General features: G+C 63.1%; 17 protein-coding genes and 1 tRNA gene. 7 read left to right on the top strand and 11 right to left on the bottom strand.

The features are described from left to right. Positions 1 to 15: 15 nt before the first annotated feature. Together FHD68_RS00875 and thrS are read right to left on the bottom strand one after the other, a co-directional pair. Positions 16 to 222 (bottom strand): cold-shock protein, encoded by a 207-nt coding sequence (locus tag FHD68_RS00875; protein WP_042244736.1) that lies wholly within the window; start codon positions 220 to 222, stop codon positions 16 to 18. A 191-nt stretch (positions 223 to 413) separates the two neighbouring features. Further along, the gene (gene thrS / locus FHD68_RS00870) at positions 414 to 2,360 is read right to left on the bottom strand and encodes a threonine--tRNA ligase (protein WP_127898188.1); all 1,947 of its coding nucleotides are present in this window, start codon (positions 2,358 to 2,360) and stop codon (positions 414 to 416) included. Positions 2,361 to 2,476: 116 nt separating this feature from the next. Here thrS and FHD68_RS00865 point away from each other — a divergent pair, with 116 nt between their 5' ends. After that, positions 2,477 to 3,766: an MFS transporter gene (locus FHD68_RS00865; RefSeq protein ID WP_240542529.1), complete on the top strand. Its 1,290-nt coding sequence runs from the start codon at positions 2,477 to 2,479 to the stop codon at positions 3,764 to 3,766. Further along, positions 3,763 to 4,512, top strand: coding sequence for an alpha/beta hydrolase (locus tag FHD68_RS00860; protein WP_127898189.1), 750 nt, complete (start codon positions 3,763 to 3,765; stop codon positions 4,510 to 4,512). The genes FHD68_RS00865 and FHD68_RS00860 overlap by 4 nt, the downstream gene beginning before the upstream one ends. Here the strand turns inward: FHD68_RS00860 and FHD68_RS00855 are convergent. Next, entirely contained in the window at positions 4,494 to 4,967 is a 474-nt protein-coding gene (locus FHD68_RS00855) for a pyridoxamine 5'-phosphate oxidase family protein (protein WP_045981191.1), read from the bottom strand. The genes FHD68_RS00860 and FHD68_RS00855 overlap by 19 nt on opposite strands. Before the next feature lie 89 nt (positions 4,968 to 5,056). Continuing rightward, complete coding sequence (gene phaZ / locus FHD68_RS00850; protein ID WP_127898190.1) at positions 5,057 to 6,403, bottom strand: polyhydroxyalkanoate depolymerase; 1,347 nt, start codon at positions 6,401 to 6,403, stop codon at positions 5,057 to 5,059. Between the two features lie 251 nt (positions 6,404 to 6,654). On the opposite strand from phaZ, the gene phaC reads away from it, so the two are divergent. From phaC to FHD68_RS00825, 5 genes are all read left to right on the top strand, one after another. Continuing rightward, positions 6,655 to 8,517 (top strand): class I poly(R)-hydroxyalkanoic acid synthase, encoded by a 1,863-nt coding sequence (phaC, locus tag FHD68_RS00845; protein ID WP_240542530.1) that lies wholly within the window; start codon positions 6,655 to 6,657, stop codon positions 8,515 to 8,517. A 176-nt stretch (positions 8,518 to 8,693) separates the two neighbouring features. After that, a complete protein-coding gene (locus FHD68_RS00840; RefSeq protein ID WP_045981193.1) occupies positions 8,694 to 9,149 on the top strand; it encodes a hypothetical protein in 456 nt (151 codons plus the stop codon). A gap of 138 nt (positions 9,150 to 9,287) precedes the next feature. Next, the gene (gene phaR / locus FHD68_RS00835) at positions 9,288 to 9,866 is read left to right on the top strand and encodes a polyhydroxyalkanoate synthesis repressor PhaR (protein ID WP_127898192.1); all 579 of its coding nucleotides are present in this window, start codon (positions 9,288 to 9,290) and stop codon (positions 9,864 to 9,866) included. Positions 9,867 to 9,908: 42 nt separating this feature from the next. After that, positions 9,909 to 9,998 (top strand) — tRNA-Ser (locus FHD68_RS00830). A 445-nt stretch (positions 9,999 to 10,443) separates the two neighbouring features. Continuing rightward, on the top strand, positions 10,444 to 11,286 hold the full coding sequence (locus FHD68_RS00825) for a hypothetical protein (RefSeq protein WP_244297725.1): 843 nt from the start codon (positions 10,444 to 10,446) through the stop codon (positions 11,284 to 11,286). Here the strand turns inward: FHD68_RS00825 and FHD68_RS00820 are convergent. The 7 genes from FHD68_RS00820 to FHD68_RS00790 all read right to left on the bottom strand — a co-directional run bounded on the left by FHD68_RS00820 (position 11,236) and on the right by FHD68_RS00790 (position 17,721). Continuing rightward, a complete protein-coding gene (locus tag FHD68_RS00820) occupies positions 11,236 to 12,549 on the bottom strand; it encodes a DNA cytosine methyltransferase (RefSeq protein WP_139085028.1) in 1,314 nt (437 codons plus the stop codon). The two genes, FHD68_RS00825 and FHD68_RS00820, sit on opposite strands and share 51 nt — an antisense overlap. A gap of 60 nt (positions 12,550 to 12,609) precedes the next feature. Further along, positions 12,610 to 13,017, bottom strand: a complete 408-nt coding sequence (locus tag FHD68_RS00815; protein ID WP_139085025.1) for a very short patch repair endonuclease — start codon at positions 13,015 to 13,017, stop codon at positions 12,610 to 12,612. Positions 13,018 to 13,089: 72 nt separating this feature from the next. Next, entirely contained in the window at positions 13,090 to 14,040 is a 951-nt protein-coding gene (locus tag FHD68_RS00810; protein WP_244297720.1) for an O-methyltransferase, read from the bottom strand. Next, positions 14,040 to 15,404: an ATP-binding protein gene (locus FHD68_RS00805; RefSeq protein ID WP_139085019.1), complete on the bottom strand. Its 1,365-nt coding sequence runs from the start codon at positions 15,402 to 15,404 to the stop codon at positions 14,040 to 14,042. The genes FHD68_RS00810 and FHD68_RS00805 overlap by 1 nt, the downstream gene beginning before the upstream one ends. A gap of 159 nt (positions 15,405 to 15,563) precedes the next feature. After that, entirely contained in the window at positions 15,564 to 15,947 is a 384-nt protein-coding gene (locus tag FHD68_RS00800; RefSeq protein ID WP_139085016.1) for a hypothetical protein, read from the bottom strand. Continuing rightward, positions 15,944 to 17,269 carry a recombinase family protein gene (locus FHD68_RS00795; protein WP_139085013.1) on the bottom strand — a complete coding sequence of 442 codons (1,326 nt, stop codon included), beginning with the start codon at positions 17,267 to 17,269 and terminating at the stop codon, positions 15,944 to 15,946. The genes FHD68_RS00800 and FHD68_RS00795 overlap by 4 nt, the downstream gene beginning before the upstream one ends. Further along, complete coding sequence (locus FHD68_RS00790) at positions 17,266 to 17,721, bottom strand: DUF2924 domain-containing protein (RefSeq protein WP_139085010.1); 456 nt, start codon at positions 17,719 to 17,721, stop codon at positions 17,266 to 17,268. The genes FHD68_RS00795 and FHD68_RS00790 overlap by 4 nt, the downstream gene beginning before the upstream one ends. Positions 17,722 to 17,974 lie beyond the last annotated feature (253 nt).

Here is a 17,974-nt window from a genome sequence, read left to right as displayed (position 1 = left end):
ACGCGCGATGGCGGATCAGAGCAGTTTCAGATCGCTGGCCGAGGCGCGGCCATCACGGCCGGACTGCAGCTCGAATGCGATCTTCTGGTTGTCCTGAAGGCCCGTCAGCCCGGCACGTTCCACGGCCGAGATGTGCACGAACACGTCCTTGCCGCCGTCATCGGGCGCGATGAAGCCGAAGCCCTTGGTCGAGTTGAACCATTTTACCGTTCCGGTCGCCATAACCGTATTCTCCTTCAAGTCATCCCGACGCAGGATTGCGCCAGGCCGTGCAGCCCGCTTTCGGTCTTCCGGCTGCCCAAGAGGGAGGCGGTAGAAAGTCTTCGCTCACGCGACTGAGAGGATGCCCGAATCGTTGCAAAACGCAAGCGTCAAACGCGGCCCCGTGGTGCCGCGTTTGACGCAGGCGGGGTTCAGCGCAGGTCCGGGGGCGTGGCCTCGGCCGCCAGATCGGCCACGACCTGGTCCAGGGTCACGGTGCGACTGCCCTGCGCGTCCAGGCGGCGCAGCGAGACGGTCCGGTCCTCGACCTCCTTCATGCCGATGGCCAGGATCGCCGGAACGCGGCCGACGGAATGCTCGCGGACCTTGTAGTTGATCTTTTCGTTACGGATGTCCGCCTCGGCCCGGATGCCGCGGGCGCGCAAGGCGGCCACAACCTCGTGCACATAGGCGTCCGCATCCGACACGATCGAGGCCACGACCACCTGACGCGGCGCCAGCCAGAAGGGCAGCTTGCCGGCGCTGTTCTCGATCAGGATGCCGATGAAACGCTCGAAGCTGCCCAGCACCGCGCGGTGCAGCATGATGGGCCGGTGCTTGTGCCCGTCGGCACCGACATATTCCGCATCCAGACGTTCCGGCAGGTTGGGGTCCACCTGCAGCGTGCCGCACTGCCAGTCACGACCTATGGCGTCGGTCAGCACGAATTCCAGCTTCGGCCCGTAGAACGCGCCCTCACCGGGGAAAACCGTGTAGTCATGGCCCGCGGCCTTGCAGGCGTTGCCCAGGGCGGCCTCGGCGCGGTCCCAGCTTTCCTCGGTCCCGATGCGTTTTTCGGGGCGCGTCGACAGCTTGATGCGCCAGCCCTCGAAGCCCAGGTCGGAGTAGATCCCGGCCAGGAAGTCGATAAACTTCTTGGTCTCGGCCTCGATCTGGTCCTCGGTGCAGAAGATGTGGGCGTCGTCCTGGGTAAAGCCGCGTACGCGCATGATGCCGTGCAGCGCGCCCGAGGGCTCATAGCGGTTGCAGGACCCGAACTCGGCCATGCGCAGCGGCAGGTCGCGATAGGATTTCAGTCCGTGGTTGAAGATCTGCACGTGGCACGGGCAGTTCATCGGCTTCAGGGCGTTGATCGTCTTGGTCTTGGCATGTTCCTCATCGACCTCGACGATGAACATGTTTTCCTGATAGTTCTCCCAGTGCCCTGATTCTTCCCACAATTTCCGGCTGACGACCTGGGGCGTGTTGACCTCGACATAACCGTCGGCGCGCTGCTTGCGGCGCATGTAGTCCTGCAGCGTGGTATAGATGTTCCAGCCGTTCGGATGCCAGAACACTTGGCCCGGCGCCTCCTCCCGCATGTGGTACAGGTCCATCTCGCGGCCCAGCTTGCGGTGGTCGCGCTTGGCGGCCTCCTCCAGCATCGTCATGTGCGCCTTGAGGTCGTCGCGGTTGCGGAAGGCCACGCCATAGATGCGCTGCAGCATGGGTCGCGTCGCGTCGCCCAACCAATAGGCCCCGGCGATATGGGTCAGCTTGAAAGCATCGGCGGGCAGCTGGCCGGTATTCTGCAGGTGCGGACCGCGGCACAGGTCCTGCCAGTCGCCGTGCCAGTACATGCGCAGGTCCTGGCCCTCGGGGATGCGGTCGATCAGCTCCAGCTTGAAGGGCTCGTTCGCCGCCTTGTAATGGGCGATCGCGCGGTCGCGGTCCCATATCTCGGTGCGGACGGGTTCGCGGGCGTTGATGATCTCCTTCATCTTGGCCTCGATCGCGCCCAGATCGTCGGGAGTGAAGGGTTCGGCCCGGTCGAAATCGTAGAACCAGCCGTGGTCGCGGACCGGGCCGATGGTGACCTTGACGTCGGGCCAGATCGCCTGGACCGCACGGGCCATCACATGGGCGAAATCGTGGCGGATCAGCTCCAGCGCCTGCGCCTCGTCCTTCATCGAATGGATGGCGATCTGGCCGCTGGCGGTGATCGGCCAGGCCAGGTCGATGTGGGTGCCGTCCAGGCTGGCGGAAATGGCGCGCTTGGCAAGGCTGGGCGCGATGCTCTCGGCGACCTCGGCGGCGGTCACGCCGGCGGGATAGTCGCGCGCATTGCCATCGGGAAAGGTGAGGGTGATCTGGGACATGTTGTCCTCCTCGTCGGTTTGGCGCCCACGGAACGCCCGGTTGCGGGTTATGGTCGGGCAGGCATGGACGTGCCCGCGCGATTAGTCAAGATTACGGCAACACACGGGAAGCCAGCATGAGCCACCACAGCGATTTCGAGGAGCAACTGTTCGAGCGTCTGGTCGAGGACCCCGACAGTGACGGCGGCCTGTCCGACGCCCAGAGCCGGGTCGAGCCGCGCAACTTCCTGCGCCACATCCTGTCTCTGGCCGCGTCGAAACTGGCCGACGGGCTGGTCGACGCAAAACTGGTTCTGTCTTGGCTGCTGACCCATCTGGGGGCGGGGGCGGGCGTGATCGGCTTGCTGGTTCCGGTCCGCGAGGCCGGGTCGCTGCTGCCGCAACTGTTCACCGCAGGGGCCATCGGCGCACTGCCGCGACGCAAATGGGCCTGGGCCGTGGGCAGCGTCGTTCAGGGTCTGGCGGCGCTGGCCATCGCGGGCATCGCCCTGACGATGGAGGGGCCGGCCGCGGGCGGGGCCATCATCGCAGCCCTGGCGGTGCTGGCCCTGGCGCGGTCGGTCTGTTCGGCCAGCTACAAGGATGTCTTGGGCAAGACGGTGGGCAAGTCGCGGCGCGGCGCGGCCACGGGTTTCGCCAGCAGCGTGGGCGCCGCCGGGGTCATCGTCTTTGCCGGCCTGCTGCTGTGGCAGCCGCTGGACCGGGCGGTGCTGGTCATCGGCGCAGTGGCGCTGGCGGGCGTCGCCTGGATTCTGGGCGGCGCGATCTTTGCGACCTTGGACGAGGAGGCGCAGCCGCGTGAGGAGGTGCTGAGCCTGTCGCAATCCATCGGCCAGCTGCGTCTGGTGCGCGAGGATGGACAGTTGGCCCGGTTCATCGTCGCGCGGTCGCTGCTGGTGGGATCGGCCTTGGCGCCGCCCTATCTGCTGGTGCTGGCCGCGGCGGGGCAGGGAGACCGTCAGCTGGGCCTTCTGGTGCTGGCATCGGCGCTGGCATCCCTGCTGTCATCCTGGGTCTGGGGGCGGATGTCGGACCGGTCGGCCCGCCGGGTGCTGATCTCGTCGGGCGTCGCGGGGGCAATCGCCCTGGGTGCGGCCTTGGTTCTGGCGGCGATGGGGCTGGCACAGGTGACGGGGGCGATTGCGGTGGTTCTGTTCGGCCTGATGATCGCCTATCACGGCGTGCGGCAGGGGCGGACGACCTATCTGGTCGACATGGCGCCCGATGATCAGCGCGCCACCTATACCGCGGTGTCGAACCTGGTGGTCGGTGTCGTCCTGCTGGTGGCCGGCGCCGCCTCTGCGGGGCTGGCGGTGCTGGGCGCGCAATGGGCGGTGGCCGCCTTTGCCGCGGCGTCGGCCCTGGGGGCCTGGGTCGCATGGGGATTGGACGAGGTGAGCGAATGACGGATTATCTGACGACGGATACGGGACGGCGCATCGCCTACGATCGCCTGGACGGGCAGGGCCCCGGCATCGTGTTTCTGGGCGGATTCCGGTCCGACATGCAGGGGTCGAAGGCGGTCCATCTGCGGGACTGGGCGGCGGCGCAGGGGCGTGCCTTTTTGCGGTTCGATTATTCCGGGCACGGCGCCAGCGATGGCGTGTTCGAAGAGGGCTGCATCGGTGATTGGGCCGCCGATGCCCGTGCAGCGATCGAGGCGCTGACACAGGGCCCGCAGGTTCTGGTCGGATCGTCGATGGGCGGGTGGATCAGCCTGCTGATGGCACGAACGATCCCGGACCGCGTTGCCGGGCTGGTCACGATTGCCGCGGCGCCGGATTTCACCGAACGCGGGTTCTGGGCCGGGTTTTCACCCGGCCAACGCGAGGCGCTGATGCGCGACGGCCGCGTTGCCCTGCCAAGCGAGTACGGAGAGCCGCTGGTCCTGATGCGCCGGTTGATCGAGGATGGCCGCGACCAACTGGTCCTGAACCAGCCGCTGTCGCTGCCTTGTCCGGCGCGGATGCTGCAGGGGACAGCGGATGCGGATGTGCCGGTGTCCTGGGCGATGGACCTGCTGGACCACGCGTCGGGCGAGGATCTGCGGCTGACCCTGGTCAAGGGGGCCGATCACCGGTTCTCCTCGCCCGAATGTCTGAACCTGATCGTCGCGACGATCGAGGAGGTCGTTCAGAACGTCAGGGAATAATGGTCGCCCATGTCGGGCTTGTCGCCGGTGATCTTGGATTTGGCGATCTGATACAGGAAGGCCATGCTGCCGCCAGTGGCCCAAACTTCCGCCTCGGTCAGGTCCAGACGCAGCAGCTGGACGTCGGGGTCCTGCTTGCCATCCTCGAACCAGCTGGAGGCGACGGCATTCCACAACTCGTCCAGCTTGGCGCGGTTGTCGGACAGGGACAGGGTGCCGTGGATGCGGGCGTAAAGGCCTTGGCCAGCATCGCTGACCACATGCATCGCATCCTGCGGACCCGATGCCACGCTGCGGGCCAGATCGGTGTCCTTGGCGGTGATGAACCACAGCACGCCGACCTTGCGGTCGGTATAATGCGACATCGGAACAAGCCGCGAATCCTGGGTCACACCCAGCATGCCGCTGTTGATGTCGTCCAGACGGCTCCAGAACTGGTGATTGTGGTCGGTCATCCTGCGATCCTTTCGTGCCGCATCAGGCGGCGATCGCGGGATAAACAACGATCCGCGGGACCGGGTTCCCCCGTCCCGCGGGACCGACGTCAGACCGCGACGTTGTCCGAGTGGACCGGATCGTTGACGCCGCAATCGGCGGCCGCGCCGCCTGCCCGACGCTTGCGACGCGGCTTGACGCTGTCCGGCAGCGCTGCGTTTTCGTCAATGAAGTCAAGAACCAGCGGGCGGATGTTCAGGCGCCACGACTTGCCGGCAAAGATGCCGTAATGGCCGGCGCCCGGTTCCAGGTGCTGAACCTTCCTGGCGTCGGGCACGCCGGTGCACAGGTCCAGCGCCGCGACGCATTGGCCCGGCGCCGAGATGTCGTCATTCGCCCCCTCGACCGTCATCACGGCAACGTCGGTGATCTTGCCGATATCGACGGGACGGCCGTCGACGGTGAAGCGGTTCTGCGCGATCTCGAGGTTCTTGAAGATGCGTTCGACGGTCGACAGGTAGAATTCGGCCGTCATGTCCATGACCGCCAGGTATTCGTCATAGAACTTGTTGTGCTTGTCGCCTTCGCTGGCGGTGCCGCGCGCCTCGGCATAGATCTGTTCGATGAAGGCGCGGGTATGGGTCTGCATGTTCATGGTGATGAACGACGACAGCTGCGCCAGCCCGGGATAGACCATGCGCCCGGCACCGCGATACTTGAACCCCACGGACTGGATCGCCAGATGCTCCAGCTCACCCATGGTGATGCGGTTGCCGAAATCGGTGACCTCGGTCGCGGCGGCGTCGGGGTCGACGGGGCCGCCGATCAGGGTCAGGGTGCGCGGCTGCGCAGCCGGCTCCTCCTCCGCCAGGATGGCGGTCGCGACCAGGGCCAGGGGCGCCGGCTGACACACCGCAATGACATTCACGTCGGGGCCCAGGTGGCGGATGAAGTCGACCAAGTAGCGGGTATAATCCTCGACGTCGAACTTGCCCTCGCTGACAGGAATGTCGCGGGCATTGTGCCAGTCGGTCACGTAGAGTTCGCAGTCGTTCAAAAGCGACAGCACCGTCGAGCGCATCAGGGTCGCATAGTGACCCGACATCGGCGCGACCAGCAGGACCTTGCGGGGCAGGGGGTCGCGACGGGCGACGCGGAAATGGATCAGGTCGCCGAAGGCCCGGCGCAGGACCGGCTCGACATAGACGACGTGGTCCTGCCCGTCCTCTCCGGCGATGGGGGGGATCTCCCAGTCGGGCTTGATCACCATGCGTGCGAAGCTGCGTTCGGTGACACGGCCCCAGGCCCCCAGCATCCGGAACGCGGGATGCGGGACCAGCGCGAAGGCGGGATAGGCCCCGATCGCGCGGGCGGTCGCGCCCATCCATTCGTTCGTGTTCCGAATCGTCTCCATCGCGTCATAGGACACGATGCCGCGAAGACCTTTGACCGACATGTAACCCCACAATTGCTGCGCCGCGGCACATGATCTGCGCGCGACGGGGCGGCGGGAACGGGGTCAGAAGCCGGGTTTACGCCTTGCCTGCCCTGCGCATATCATGACCGTATAAGTAGGGGGGATTACGGATCATGGCAAGACAGCCGGACAAGACGGGTAAAAATGTTGCCAAATTACGTGCGAAACCGGCAACAACCGCAAAGGCGCGCGCGAAGCCCAAGCCCCAGGCCAAGACCCCGGAGGTCGAGGTGAAGACGCCCCAGGCCAAGGTGGAGGCCGCCGAACCCAAGATCGAGACGCCCCAGGTCCAAGGCACGCCGCCCGAAGGCGAAGCTAAGGTCGCGGCGCCCAAGCCCGCCCCTGCCGCCCACAAGCTGGCCGAGAACATCGAGCGGATCGAAACCCTGGGTCACCGCCTGATGGCCGCGCTGGCCGATCGCAACCTGCCCAATCCCGGCGTCGAGGGGCCGGGCGCCGAGCTGTACCTGACCGCCGCGAACGCGTTCCTGAAGACGCTGGCGGAACATCCCGCCAAGATGATCGAGACGCAGGTCACCTTCTGGGGGCAGACCCTGTCGAACTATGCCCGCGCGCAGAAGGCGCTGGCCACCGGGCAGCTGACCGCTCCCGAGGATGACAGCCCCGCCGATCGCCGCTTTGCCAACCCGCTGTGGCAGACCCATCCTTATTTCAACCTGATCAAGAAGCAGTACCTGACCAATGCGCGCGCGCTGAAGGATGCGACGGCGACGCTGGACCTGCCCGACGATGTGACCCGCAAGCGTGTCCACTGGATGACCGCGCAGATCATCGACATGATGGCGCCCACCAACTTTCTGGCGACCAATCCCGACGCGCTGGAGAAGGCCGTCGAGACCGAGGGCGAGAGCCTGGTCAAGGGGCTGGAGAACCTGGTTCGCGACGTCGAGCAGCATGGCGGAGAGATGATCGTGTCCCTGGCCGATCGCCGCGCCTTCACGGTCGGAGAGAACATCGGAACCGCGCCCGGCACCGTCGTCTATCGCGCGCCACTGTTCGAGCTGATCCAGTACGCGCCCACGACGCCCAAGGCGCATGCCCTGCCCTTGGTGATCTTTCCGCCCTGGATCAACAAGTTCTACATTCTGGACCTGAAGCCCCAGAACAGTCTGATCCGCTGGCTGGTGGATCAGGGTCAGACGCTGTTCGTCGTCAGTTGGAAGAACCCCGATGCCAGCCTGTCCGACACCGGCATGGAGGAGTACGTCCAGGCCTATCTGGACGCGATGGACCAGGTGCAGGCCCTGACGGGACAGGCGCGGCTGAACGCGGTCGGCTATTGCATCGCGGGCACCACGCTGTCGCTGACTCTGGCGCTGCTGAAGCAGAAGGGCGATCGCCGCGTGAACTCGGCCACGCTGCTGACCACGCTGACGGACTTTTCCGACCAGGGCGAATTCACCAGCTTCCTGCAGGACGATTTCGTCGGCGGCATCGAGGCCGAGGTCCAGCGCCACGGCCTGCTGCGGGCGCAGCTGATGTCGCGCACCATGAGCTTCCTGCGCGCCAACGACCTGGTCTGGGGCCCTGCCATCCGCAGCTACATGATGGGAGAGACGCCGCCGGCCTTCGATCTGCTGTTCTGGAACGGCGACAGCACGAACCTGCCCGGACGCATGGCGATGCAGTACCTGCGCGGCCTGTGCCAGAAGAACGCCTTTGCCAAGGAGGGGTTCGAGCTGCTGGGCCACCGCCTGCACCTGTCCGACGTCACGGTGCCCTTGTGTTCGATCGCCTGCGAGGGTGACCACATCGCACCCTGGAAGGATTGCTGGCGCGGGGTGGCGCAGATGGGATCGAAGGACAAGACCTTCATCCTGTCGCAGTCGGGGCATGTGGCGGGCATCGTGAACCCGCCCACGCGGCAGAAATACGGCCACTATCTCAGCGATCACGGCTTTGACGGCACGCATCAGGACTGGAAGGACGCGGCGGCGTTCCAGCAGTCCAGCTGGTGGCCGACCTGGGGCGCATGGCTGGCCGAGCGAGCCGGTCCGATGGTGCCCGCCCGCGACCCCGGAGCGGGTCTTGATCCCGCCCCCGGCCGCTATGTCCACGAGCGCGCAGGCTGAAGCGGGGCTGGCGCACGGGACTTTCCAAGGGCTTGCGCCGACCCGCCGGATTTTCGCCGCGCCGCAGAAAAAATACTTGAAATGCTGCGGTGCAGCATTCATATTGGTGGCATGGAATGGATCGCAGCGACCCGTTCCCTCTGTCTCTCGGTCGCTGCATCACAGGAGTGAACGACATGGCAAAGACCCCCGATATGACCAAGACGATGCAGGACATGATGGCGAACTTTCCCATCGACACCAGCTCGATGCAGGACGCGATGAAGTCGCAGTCAATGATGGGCGAGAAGCTGGCCCGCGTCGCGCTGAGCGCCGCCGAGCGTTCGACCGAGATCTCGGCCCGCTGGGCCAAGGACTCGATCTCGCGCATGGGAGAGCTGGCTGCCGTCAAGCAGGACCCGTCCGAATACGCCAAGGCCATGAGCGATTTCGCCTCGGCCGCAGCCGAAATGGCCGCCGAGCACATGGCTGCCTATGCCGAAGTCGCCAAGAAGGTCCAGATGGACACCGTCGACCTGATGCTGACCGCCGGCAAGGACATGGCGTCGGATGCGCAGAAGGTGGCCGAAAAGGCCGCCCGCGACACCCAGACCGCCGTCAAGAAGGCCGCCACGGCGACCGCCGACAAGTGATCGCCTGATCACCAGAAACGACGGGGCAGGGGCGACTTCGGTCGCCCTTGTTCGCATTTGCGCGCCGGGGCTTTTTCCTTTGCGTTTTGCGGGTGCAGAATTCATCATGGCGGCCAGGATGAATTCAAGGAACCCAGGATGGCCGCATCGACTGCGCCGCTGCTGATCAAGCGTTATGCCAGCCGCCGCCTCTACAACACGCAGACCAGCGACTATGTTACGCTGGAGGATATCGCGGGCTTCATCCGCGATGGCCGCGAGGTCAAGATCATCGACCTGAAGTCGGGTGACGATCTGACCCGCCAATATCTGCTGCAGATCATCGCCGAACATGAAAGCCGGGGCGAGAGCGTCCTGCCGCTGGACGTTCTGACCGACCTGGTGCGCAGCTATACGACCAACGCGCAATCGGTCGTCCCGCAGTTCCTTGCCGCGAGCTTCGAGATGCTGCGCGAGGGACAGTCCAAGCTGATGGAGAACATGGCGGCGATGCCCAATCCGATGGCCACCATGCCGGGATTCGACGCGCTGCAGCGCCAGCAGCAGATGTTTCTCAAGGCGATGATGGGCGGCTGGCGCGGTGGTGCCTCGGGCCCCGAACGCGAGGATGGCACGCCCGCGCCCCCTGCCGGACCCGCAACCCCCGAAGACGAGCGCGACATGGCCGAGATCCGCCGCCAGCTTGCCGAACTGCAAAAGCGCGTTTCCAAGCTGTGATCCCCTTGCACCGCGCCGTGCGTCGGGCTAGACCCGCCTCACGGAGCGATGGCCGAGTGGTCGAAGGCGCACGCCTGGAAAGTGTGTAGGCGGGAGACCGTCTCGAGGGTTCGAATCCCTCTCGCTCCGCCACTTGCCCCCGCGAAAGCGTTCTCCCGATCCGGCCGCGGCCGGATTTTCTCGTTTTATCTGAATGGTTATGCGGATGGGGCTAAGCACTGCCCCTGCTACCAGTTGGCCCAGAAGCGGTCTCTCAGGGCCGATATTCTCCGGACCTCTCGACTGCGCGGTTTTGGTGTAGAGCCTGTAAGCATTTAAAGTCCTTACGGAAAATGCTTTCCCTGCCTGAACACTTCGAAGTCGGTCGCTTCCGCGAGACGGAACAGAAATCGAACCTATCCGCGGACGGTGGTCTGGTGACCGATCTACGAACTCTATCTTCCGCCTCCGGTCGGCGGTTCACCCGCCTGCGAGTCTCCAGCCTCAAACTGCTCGTTCGATGACGTGACGCGCTCTTGTGCCTCGGCATTTGTTCGAAATACTATTGCCTAATCATCGGCATACCGGATCGGACAAAGTGGCGAAATCGCAGAAGACGCAGGTGATCGAGCACTTGTTCGAAAAGCACTGGGACGCGACGAACGGCGCGCTCGACAAGAGGCTCATGAGCCTCGACGACGTGGCTCAGGCGATACGCGAATGCAACAAGCTATACGGCTCGACTCTGAGCGACCGGAACCCAGCCAATTTCATGAAGGATCTGCTCCGAGGAGCGAACGCTTCGAAGAACTGGCCTGCCTCGGTTGCAGCACGACGGTTCACCGGCATCCAGCGTACGGGCGACGGGGAGTGCTTCGAGTTCATCCCCTACCGACCTGGTCATACCGAGCCCTTTCCAGACGCTTTCAAGGTTCGAGAGGATGCACGGCGTTTCCTCGTGCAATCGATCAGCCTGCCGCTGGCCACAAAGTCGCTCGGTCGATCCGATGAAACCTGGCTTATCCAGACGGCCATCAATCTCCGGGTGGTGGAGACGCACTTCGCAGTCGCCCCAGCGTTTCCGCTCCTCGAGCTGACGCACCTGCAGATGGGCATCAAGCTCCGCTCGACTGAGATCGATGCTTTGTTTCTCGGGAAGGCCGGCGACCCCAAAAATCCTGATTCTGTGCTGGTCACCTGTGAAGCGAAGCAGGCCAAGGATCCATTGATTCCCAGCCAGATCATCAACCAGGTTCAGGCCGCTTTCGCGGAAGCGGAAGTCGATACGGTAATCCCGATCGGCCTCCGAACTGTCAGAGGCGTCGGGATCTATCTTACGGAATTCGAGGCCGTCAGGAGAGCCGACGCACAGGCGCTCGACGAGCTGACGCTAGCCAGCGACGCCATCTACGAACTCAGGCCGCCCGTTAAAGGCATATGAGGCCTCGATTTCTTCCTGCTTTCGCTTCTTTGCGCCACTCTTCTTGTCGCGTCGACCTATTGGATTCTCGACCTGGAAGTGCGCAGCCGCCTCGGTGTTGCCCATGGTCAGGAGCCGCTCGTCGCCGAGGGCGATTGCCTCTGTCGGGCGAGTGGGTTCGACGCCTAGGGCTCGCATGACGGCTGCCGCGACGGCGCGTGCAAGTGGCGGCGGCACGGCGTTACCGATCTGGCGGGCCCCATGCCACTTGGTGGCATTGAAACGAAACCAGTCGGGGAAGCCGTGGAGACGCGCCATCTCGCGGACTGTTACGCAGCGCGCGTAGGCAAAGTGGATCGGTCTCGGACTGGTGAACGCGCCTCGTGCCGAGTCGGTCCCAGCTCGGAGAGTATTGGACACGCCGTCCGCCGGGAGCTTGAAGAAACGGGAAATCGGCTCGACCCGTCCCTGATCGGTTTCTCGAAAACGGCGCCGCGAGATCTCGGTATGCTCGGTGCGGGCGCTCGAAGTGAACAGGCTCGGATCCCATTTTCTAGGGTGCCCGAAGGCCCAAGCATCGTTTCCAATCCCTCGCAGCGGCTCGGCGTATTTGCTCGGATTCCCGAAGGCAGACGTCTCTACGGAATCCGACGATCTAAGCTCCTCGAAGAATTCGGCGTCGGGCAAATCGGCGAGCGCGGCTTGGCACGTCGGTCTCTCAGCAATCGTCGTCGGGTAGGTCGGCACCTCTTCGCCTCTCTTGGCGCCCATAAGGATCAACCTCTGGCGATCCTGCGGCACGCCATAGTCGGCCGCATTCAGCACACGCCAATCCTTCTGCACCTCGTAACCGGCAGCCTCGAACTCTTCGATCAGTTCGAACAGGAATTTCCGGTGCTTTCCGACCGTTAGCCCCTTCACGTTCTCGAAGACGAAATAGGCGGCATCCAGTTCTCTGACGATGCGCACAAAATCCTTGACGAGTCCGTTCCTGGGATCGTCCAAGGCCCGCTGGCCAATCAGCGAGAAGCCTTGGCACGGAGCGCCACCGAACACGACATCCACACGACGGTTGCCGATCCCGGCTGCCGCCCTGATATCGTCGCCTGAGACGTCCGTGACAGATCGTGGGAGAACGGCGCACCGCGGGAAGTTGTACTTGTGCACCGCAGCGTGCACAGGGTCGAGTTCGACGGCCGCGACCACATCGAAGCCGGCTTGCTCAAAGCCGAGGCTCATGCCCCCGGCCCCTGCGAACAGGTCGACTCCTATCGGTCTTGCCATGCCTTGCTCCTGTCGTTTTCACTCAACATATCGGTGTGGTGCCGGATTGACCAGCGAAACCTAGCCTCTCAGGAAGGCCTCGACGCGGCCGACGGCTTCTTCGAGGTCCCTCAGTTCGCATTGCCAGACAATGAGCGGCTCCCAGCCAGCTTCCCTCAGCTCGGTCAAGGCTCTCGTATCACGTTCCCTGTTTGTTTCAATCTTCGGCTTCCAGTACTCCGGCCTGGACTTCGGCAGTCGGCCCCACCTGCAGCCGTGGCCATGCCAGAAGCAGCCGTGCACGAACACGACCTTCTTCCGCGACGGGAACACGATGTCGGGGCTGCCCGGCAGATCGCGACGATGAAGCCTGAACCGGTATCCGAGCCGGTGCAGGGCCCGGCGCAGGGCGAGTTCAGGCTTTGTGTCCTTCTGGCCGACCTTCGACATTATGTACGAGCGGCGTTCTGGCGTCACGTGGTCGGCCATGAATGTCTTCTCTATGGGTTCGAGAGGAACTGACCGCTGCTACTGTTCTGGGTCGACGCCATCCCATCGAGCCTAGGCAACGATCTCCGCGAAACTCGGCAGATACTTGTAGTAATTTTGAAAGGATCTGATTTGCCGCTCGTGTAAGTCGAATCCGAGTTCTTGGATACGCGCGCGCGTCAACTCCGCCACCGCCGGTAGTTCCGCTTGCAGCGTAGCAATTTCGCGAAGGGTCATCGGAGGAGCTTCAATGATTTCGTCAACAATGCCACCCCAGGACGCGTCCGCTACCATTGCCCGAACACTAGCAGTATCCTCCCTTGCCGGAAGTATTCCGCCGACTGTAACCATTGCAACGCTGTCGAGATAAGGCAGCCTAAAGGCATCTATGAAGCCACCAGGTCGCGCCGCATCGGCGGCCTCGGACTTCAAGAAATCCGATACCAAGCCTGCAAGCGTAGTAGGCAGCGTCTCCTTCTCGCAGGCATCTTTGGAAAGCTCATCGGGAACAACATCGCCCAGAAGCGCTCTTACGCGATCTGGCCTGTTTCGCGGCTTGCCATACGCGGTTTGGGTCGCATTGGCACTGAAGGTGAACAAGACTACGCTGCTTGGCGGAGCATTCGCGAGCACCCATTGCATGTCCTCGACGATCTCCTCGTTTAGTGCGCAGTCGTAATCTAGCCAGACGACCCAAGGACGAGCATTGTATCCATCGATTGCTAGCACATCGGGAAGCCGAGCACTTGCACGCCCCTCCATAACAGAGATCGTTCGATATTCCTTGTTAAACGTCGCGCGACGAAACCCAATATCATTTGCTTCGATCGACACCATGTCATCGATATGTAGGATTTTGTGCGCCTGAACAAAGTCAGTGAACCAAATTGAACCGAAGCCGATATATACGGCGTTATCGAGGTCAATTTTGTTTGCAATCCGACGCAACCCCTCGAAGACTATTCCTCTTTGAACGCTTTTGCTTGGTCGAATGCTATAGTTGATTGAATCGAAAGAAGCCATCACTCGTCGCCCACAAGATCGTTGAAGGCATACTCGAACGAACGCAAGCCAACATCTTTGTAGGCCATGTTGATATTGCCAAATGCCGAAGCGAGACTCCTCAGTCGTGGCCTCGGGACGGTGTACAGCACATTTGCTTCGGGGATCTTCGGTTTCTGTGCGATCTTTGGAAGCTCAACCTCCTGCCGGATGGCGACTTCGAATATGGGAACGGCCTTGGCGGCTTCCTCTCGCTGAACTGCCTCTTCCCTAATCTGCTTCCGTGTATTCGTGTAGGAAATCCATTCCTTTGTCGTCTCACGCATCTTTGGACGAAACTGCCTGTAGATGGCTGACGTTTCGTCGACACTGCGCTTTGTCGTCGTCAAAGGCAGGAGGTCAGCGCGTCGAGACGAAAATATTATTATCCCCATGAACCCTGCATACTGCGGGTGCCATTGAGGCCAGCCCTCGGTTCCCCAACCTGTTAATGTCGTCTTGTCAGCGGCCAAGACGATCCGTCCATTACAGATCACATACCACCCGGAGGTATTTTGTCCTTCATCGAAGTCATCGCTGGGCTCGCTATCGTTCGGCGGTGGAGCGGCCATGCCGGCCAAGAGTTCGACGAAAACCTTCTCCCCGTCCATCACTTCTTCGAACTGAGCCCGCATAGGGCTGAACTCTCCACCTTGCCGCAGCTCTATTGTCCATCCAGTGATCGGCGTGCCTTGAACCTCAATTACGAGCCCGCGGTGCAAATGGAGCGCATAGTCACGAGCTATCGCCCGCCTCAGGTTTCGGATGAACCTGGGGCTTTCGAATGACCTCTTTGCGGCTTCAGTGAGCTCAGAGACGGTTATTCGAACTCCTTTTTGGTCCAAATTGTCGGCTTCCTCAATGTCGAAGTCCCAATTTTCGTCGCCCGAAGCTAGCCAATTCTCAACGTTTATTGGTACCCGAAAGGATGCAAGATTGCCGTTGTCCTCGTACGTGCTCCGGATGTCGATCTCTGTGCCGAGCTTGAAAACCGCTCTCTTCATACCAATGCCGTAAACTCCAATACTAAAGTTCTCGGTCTCGGCATCGTCCTTACGCCCAAAAGTAAAGGCATAGTCGACTGCGTCATCCAGTGTGATGCCTCCGCAGTTGTCCGAGATTTCGAAGCGGTCCGCCTCGATCTTGATGCTGATCTTGTAGGCGGAGAGATCCGTTTTATCATCTAGGCTTAGCGGATGACCGCCTGCTAGTTCCCAGGCCCCGTCGATACTGTTGTCTACTAAGTCGAAAATGCAGTCTTCCAGCGTGATATCTCGGGTGATCATGCGAACAAAGAATGCTTTGGTTGGATTGGCGTCCGCCCTCTTCTTGTCGGCTGGAATCATGGAAACCGCTCCTTAGAAGGTTGAATTGAACAAAATACAAGGGAGCCAGATTCGTCCCAATAGCGCCTCGTCCTGTGACGGTGCAATCCCAACGTCCACCTCATTTTCAGCTTCACCGTACGGGAGCTAGCTGCGCTCGCACAAGCAGAAAGCGGGGGATTACAGGAGGTAAGCGCGCTGTTCCGACCAGATGATCGAGAGTGGTTCCAGAACGTACGCCAACGTCACTTCCTGTCCCTGCGTGCCATCCACGATCGCCTCGACGATGTCGGGAGCGAGCAGTGTCAGGCGCAGGACCCGTGCCATGTATGTAAAGGCGATGCCCTCGCGCTCGGCCAGTTCGGAGATTGACATGAACTCGCCCGACTCCAGCATGCGCTTCCAACGGAACGCGCGCGCCAGCGCCTTGACCAGCGCACTATTCGTCCGACGCGTCTGGCTGGCGCCTTCCGGCAGCTGCATCTCCTTCCGCCCGCCGCGCTTCACGATGCGGAGCGGGACGTGGATCGTCACGGCCTCTGGGATCGACGTCGCGCGGGTCATGCAGCTTCTCCGATACCGCTGGCCAGCATTTCGCGCGCGAGGTCGCTAAGGCCATCGATCCGGAGCCGGACGTTGAGCCCATCCGTGCCGATGTCCACCCGCTCGACCAGCAGCGCCACGATGCGGGCCTGCTCGGCGGGGAACAATTCGTCCCACAGCGGGTCGAGCTGCTGAAGCGCTGCCCGTGCGTCGGCCTCGGTGATCTCCTCGTCCTGCGCCCGAGCCGCTTTCCAAGTGCCCACTACGATTTCGGGCTGGCGGAACACGGCGCGGAGTTGATCGATGACGGCGGCCTCGATCTCGCCCGCGGGCACGCGGCCCACCGGGCATGACCCGGCACCATGCTTCAGCACTGTCTGGCTGACGTAGTAGCGGTAGAGCCTGTCGCCCTTGCGCGTATGCGTCGGCGAGAACGCCGCGCCATCGGGGCCGAACAGCAGCCCCTTCAGCAGCGCGGGCGTGTCGGCACGGGTGCGCGCGGCACGCTTGCGCGGGCTCTCCTGCAGGATCGCATGGACACGGTCCCACATCTCGCGGTCGATGATCGCGTCGTGCTCGCCGGGGTAGCTGTCGCCCTTGTGGACCGCCTCGCCGATGTAGGCGCGGTTGCTGAGCATCCGGTAGATGTATTTCTTGTCGATCCGGTTGCCGCGCGGCGTCCGGAGGCCGCGCGCGCCGACGTCACGCGCCAGTTCAGTGCAGGACCCGATCTCGAGGAAGCGAGCGAAGATCCAGCGCACATGCGTGGCGCTTTCCTCGTCGACCATCAGCTTCCGGTTCTCGACGCGGTAGCCGAAGGGCGGCACGCCGCCCATCCACATGCCCTTGCGCCGAGAGGCCGCGACCTTGTCGCGGATGCGTTCAGCCGTCACTTCGCGCTCGAACTGGGCGAACGACAGCAGGATGTTCAGCGTCAGCCGCCCCATCGAGGTGGTCGTGTTGAAGCTTTGCGTGACCGACACGAAGGTTACGCCGTTCCGGTCGAACACCTCCACCAGCTTGGCGAAATCCGCCAGCGAGCGGCTGAGGCGGTCGATCTTGTAGACCACGACCACATCGACCAGCCCGTCCTCGATGTCCTCCAGCAGCCGCTTCAGTCCGGGGCGCTCCAGCGTGCCGCCCGAGATGCCGCCGTCGTCATACTGGTCGCGGACCAGCACCCAGCCTTCGGATCGCTGACTGGCGATGTAAGCCTCACAGGCCTCACGCTGGGCGTGGAGGCTGTTGAACTCCTGCTCCAGCCCATCCTCGGAGGATTTCCGGGTATAGACGGCACACCGCAGCTTGCGGACAACCTTCGATTTTTCGGGGGGCTTGGTCATGTCCGCCCCCTGTGGTTCTTGAGGCCGAAGAAGGTCCATCCGTTCCAGCGGGTGCCGGTGATGGCGCGCGCAATAGCCGACAGCGACTTGTAGGGTCGCCCCTGCCACTCGAAGCCATCGGCGGTGACGGTGACGATCTGCTCGACGCCCTGCCATTCGCGCAGCAGCCGCGTGCCGGTGATCGGGCGTTTGCGATCGGCGCGGATGCCGCGCTTCTTGCTGTCGCCGCCGTCCAGTTCCTCGCCCAACCGCTCAAGGCGCCGGATCGTCTCCGGCTTCAGCCCGCCATAGGCAAGTTCCTGGATGCGGTACGCCAGCCGGGATTCGAGGTAGCGGCGATTGAACGGCGGCGGCTCGCTGTCGAACAGGTCGCGCCACTGTTGCTTCAGGTCAGGCGTCGGCGTGGTCTTGAGCGCGGCGAGGCGCGCGGGGATGGGATCGGGCTTGTTCATGCATTTCTCCGGCGAGTTGGAGTTGCATGACGGCATTGGTCGGGCGGATAGTGTAGGCAACGTCCTCCAGTATCGTCAGATACTTCGCCCCCATCCCGCATCCGCAACCGAACCAGCCCGAGCGCCAGCAGGCCGCACAGCTCGGTGCGGCGTTCGGCGGCGGTCATCTGGTCGGGAGGTAGCGGATTGGGGCGTTTCATGCGGGCCTCGGAGCAGTCGTCTCCTCCGGCCTCTACTCGTCGCTGTCGGAAAC

The organism is Paracoccus marcusii, from assembly GCF_006151785.1.
GTDB classification, from domain to species: domain Bacteria; phylum Pseudomonadota; class Alphaproteobacteria; order Rhodobacterales; family Rhodobacteraceae; genus Paracoccus; species Paracoccus marcusii.
Note: the sequence above shows the minus strand (reverse complement) of the source record. Positions and strands in the feature narration are given on the sequence as shown.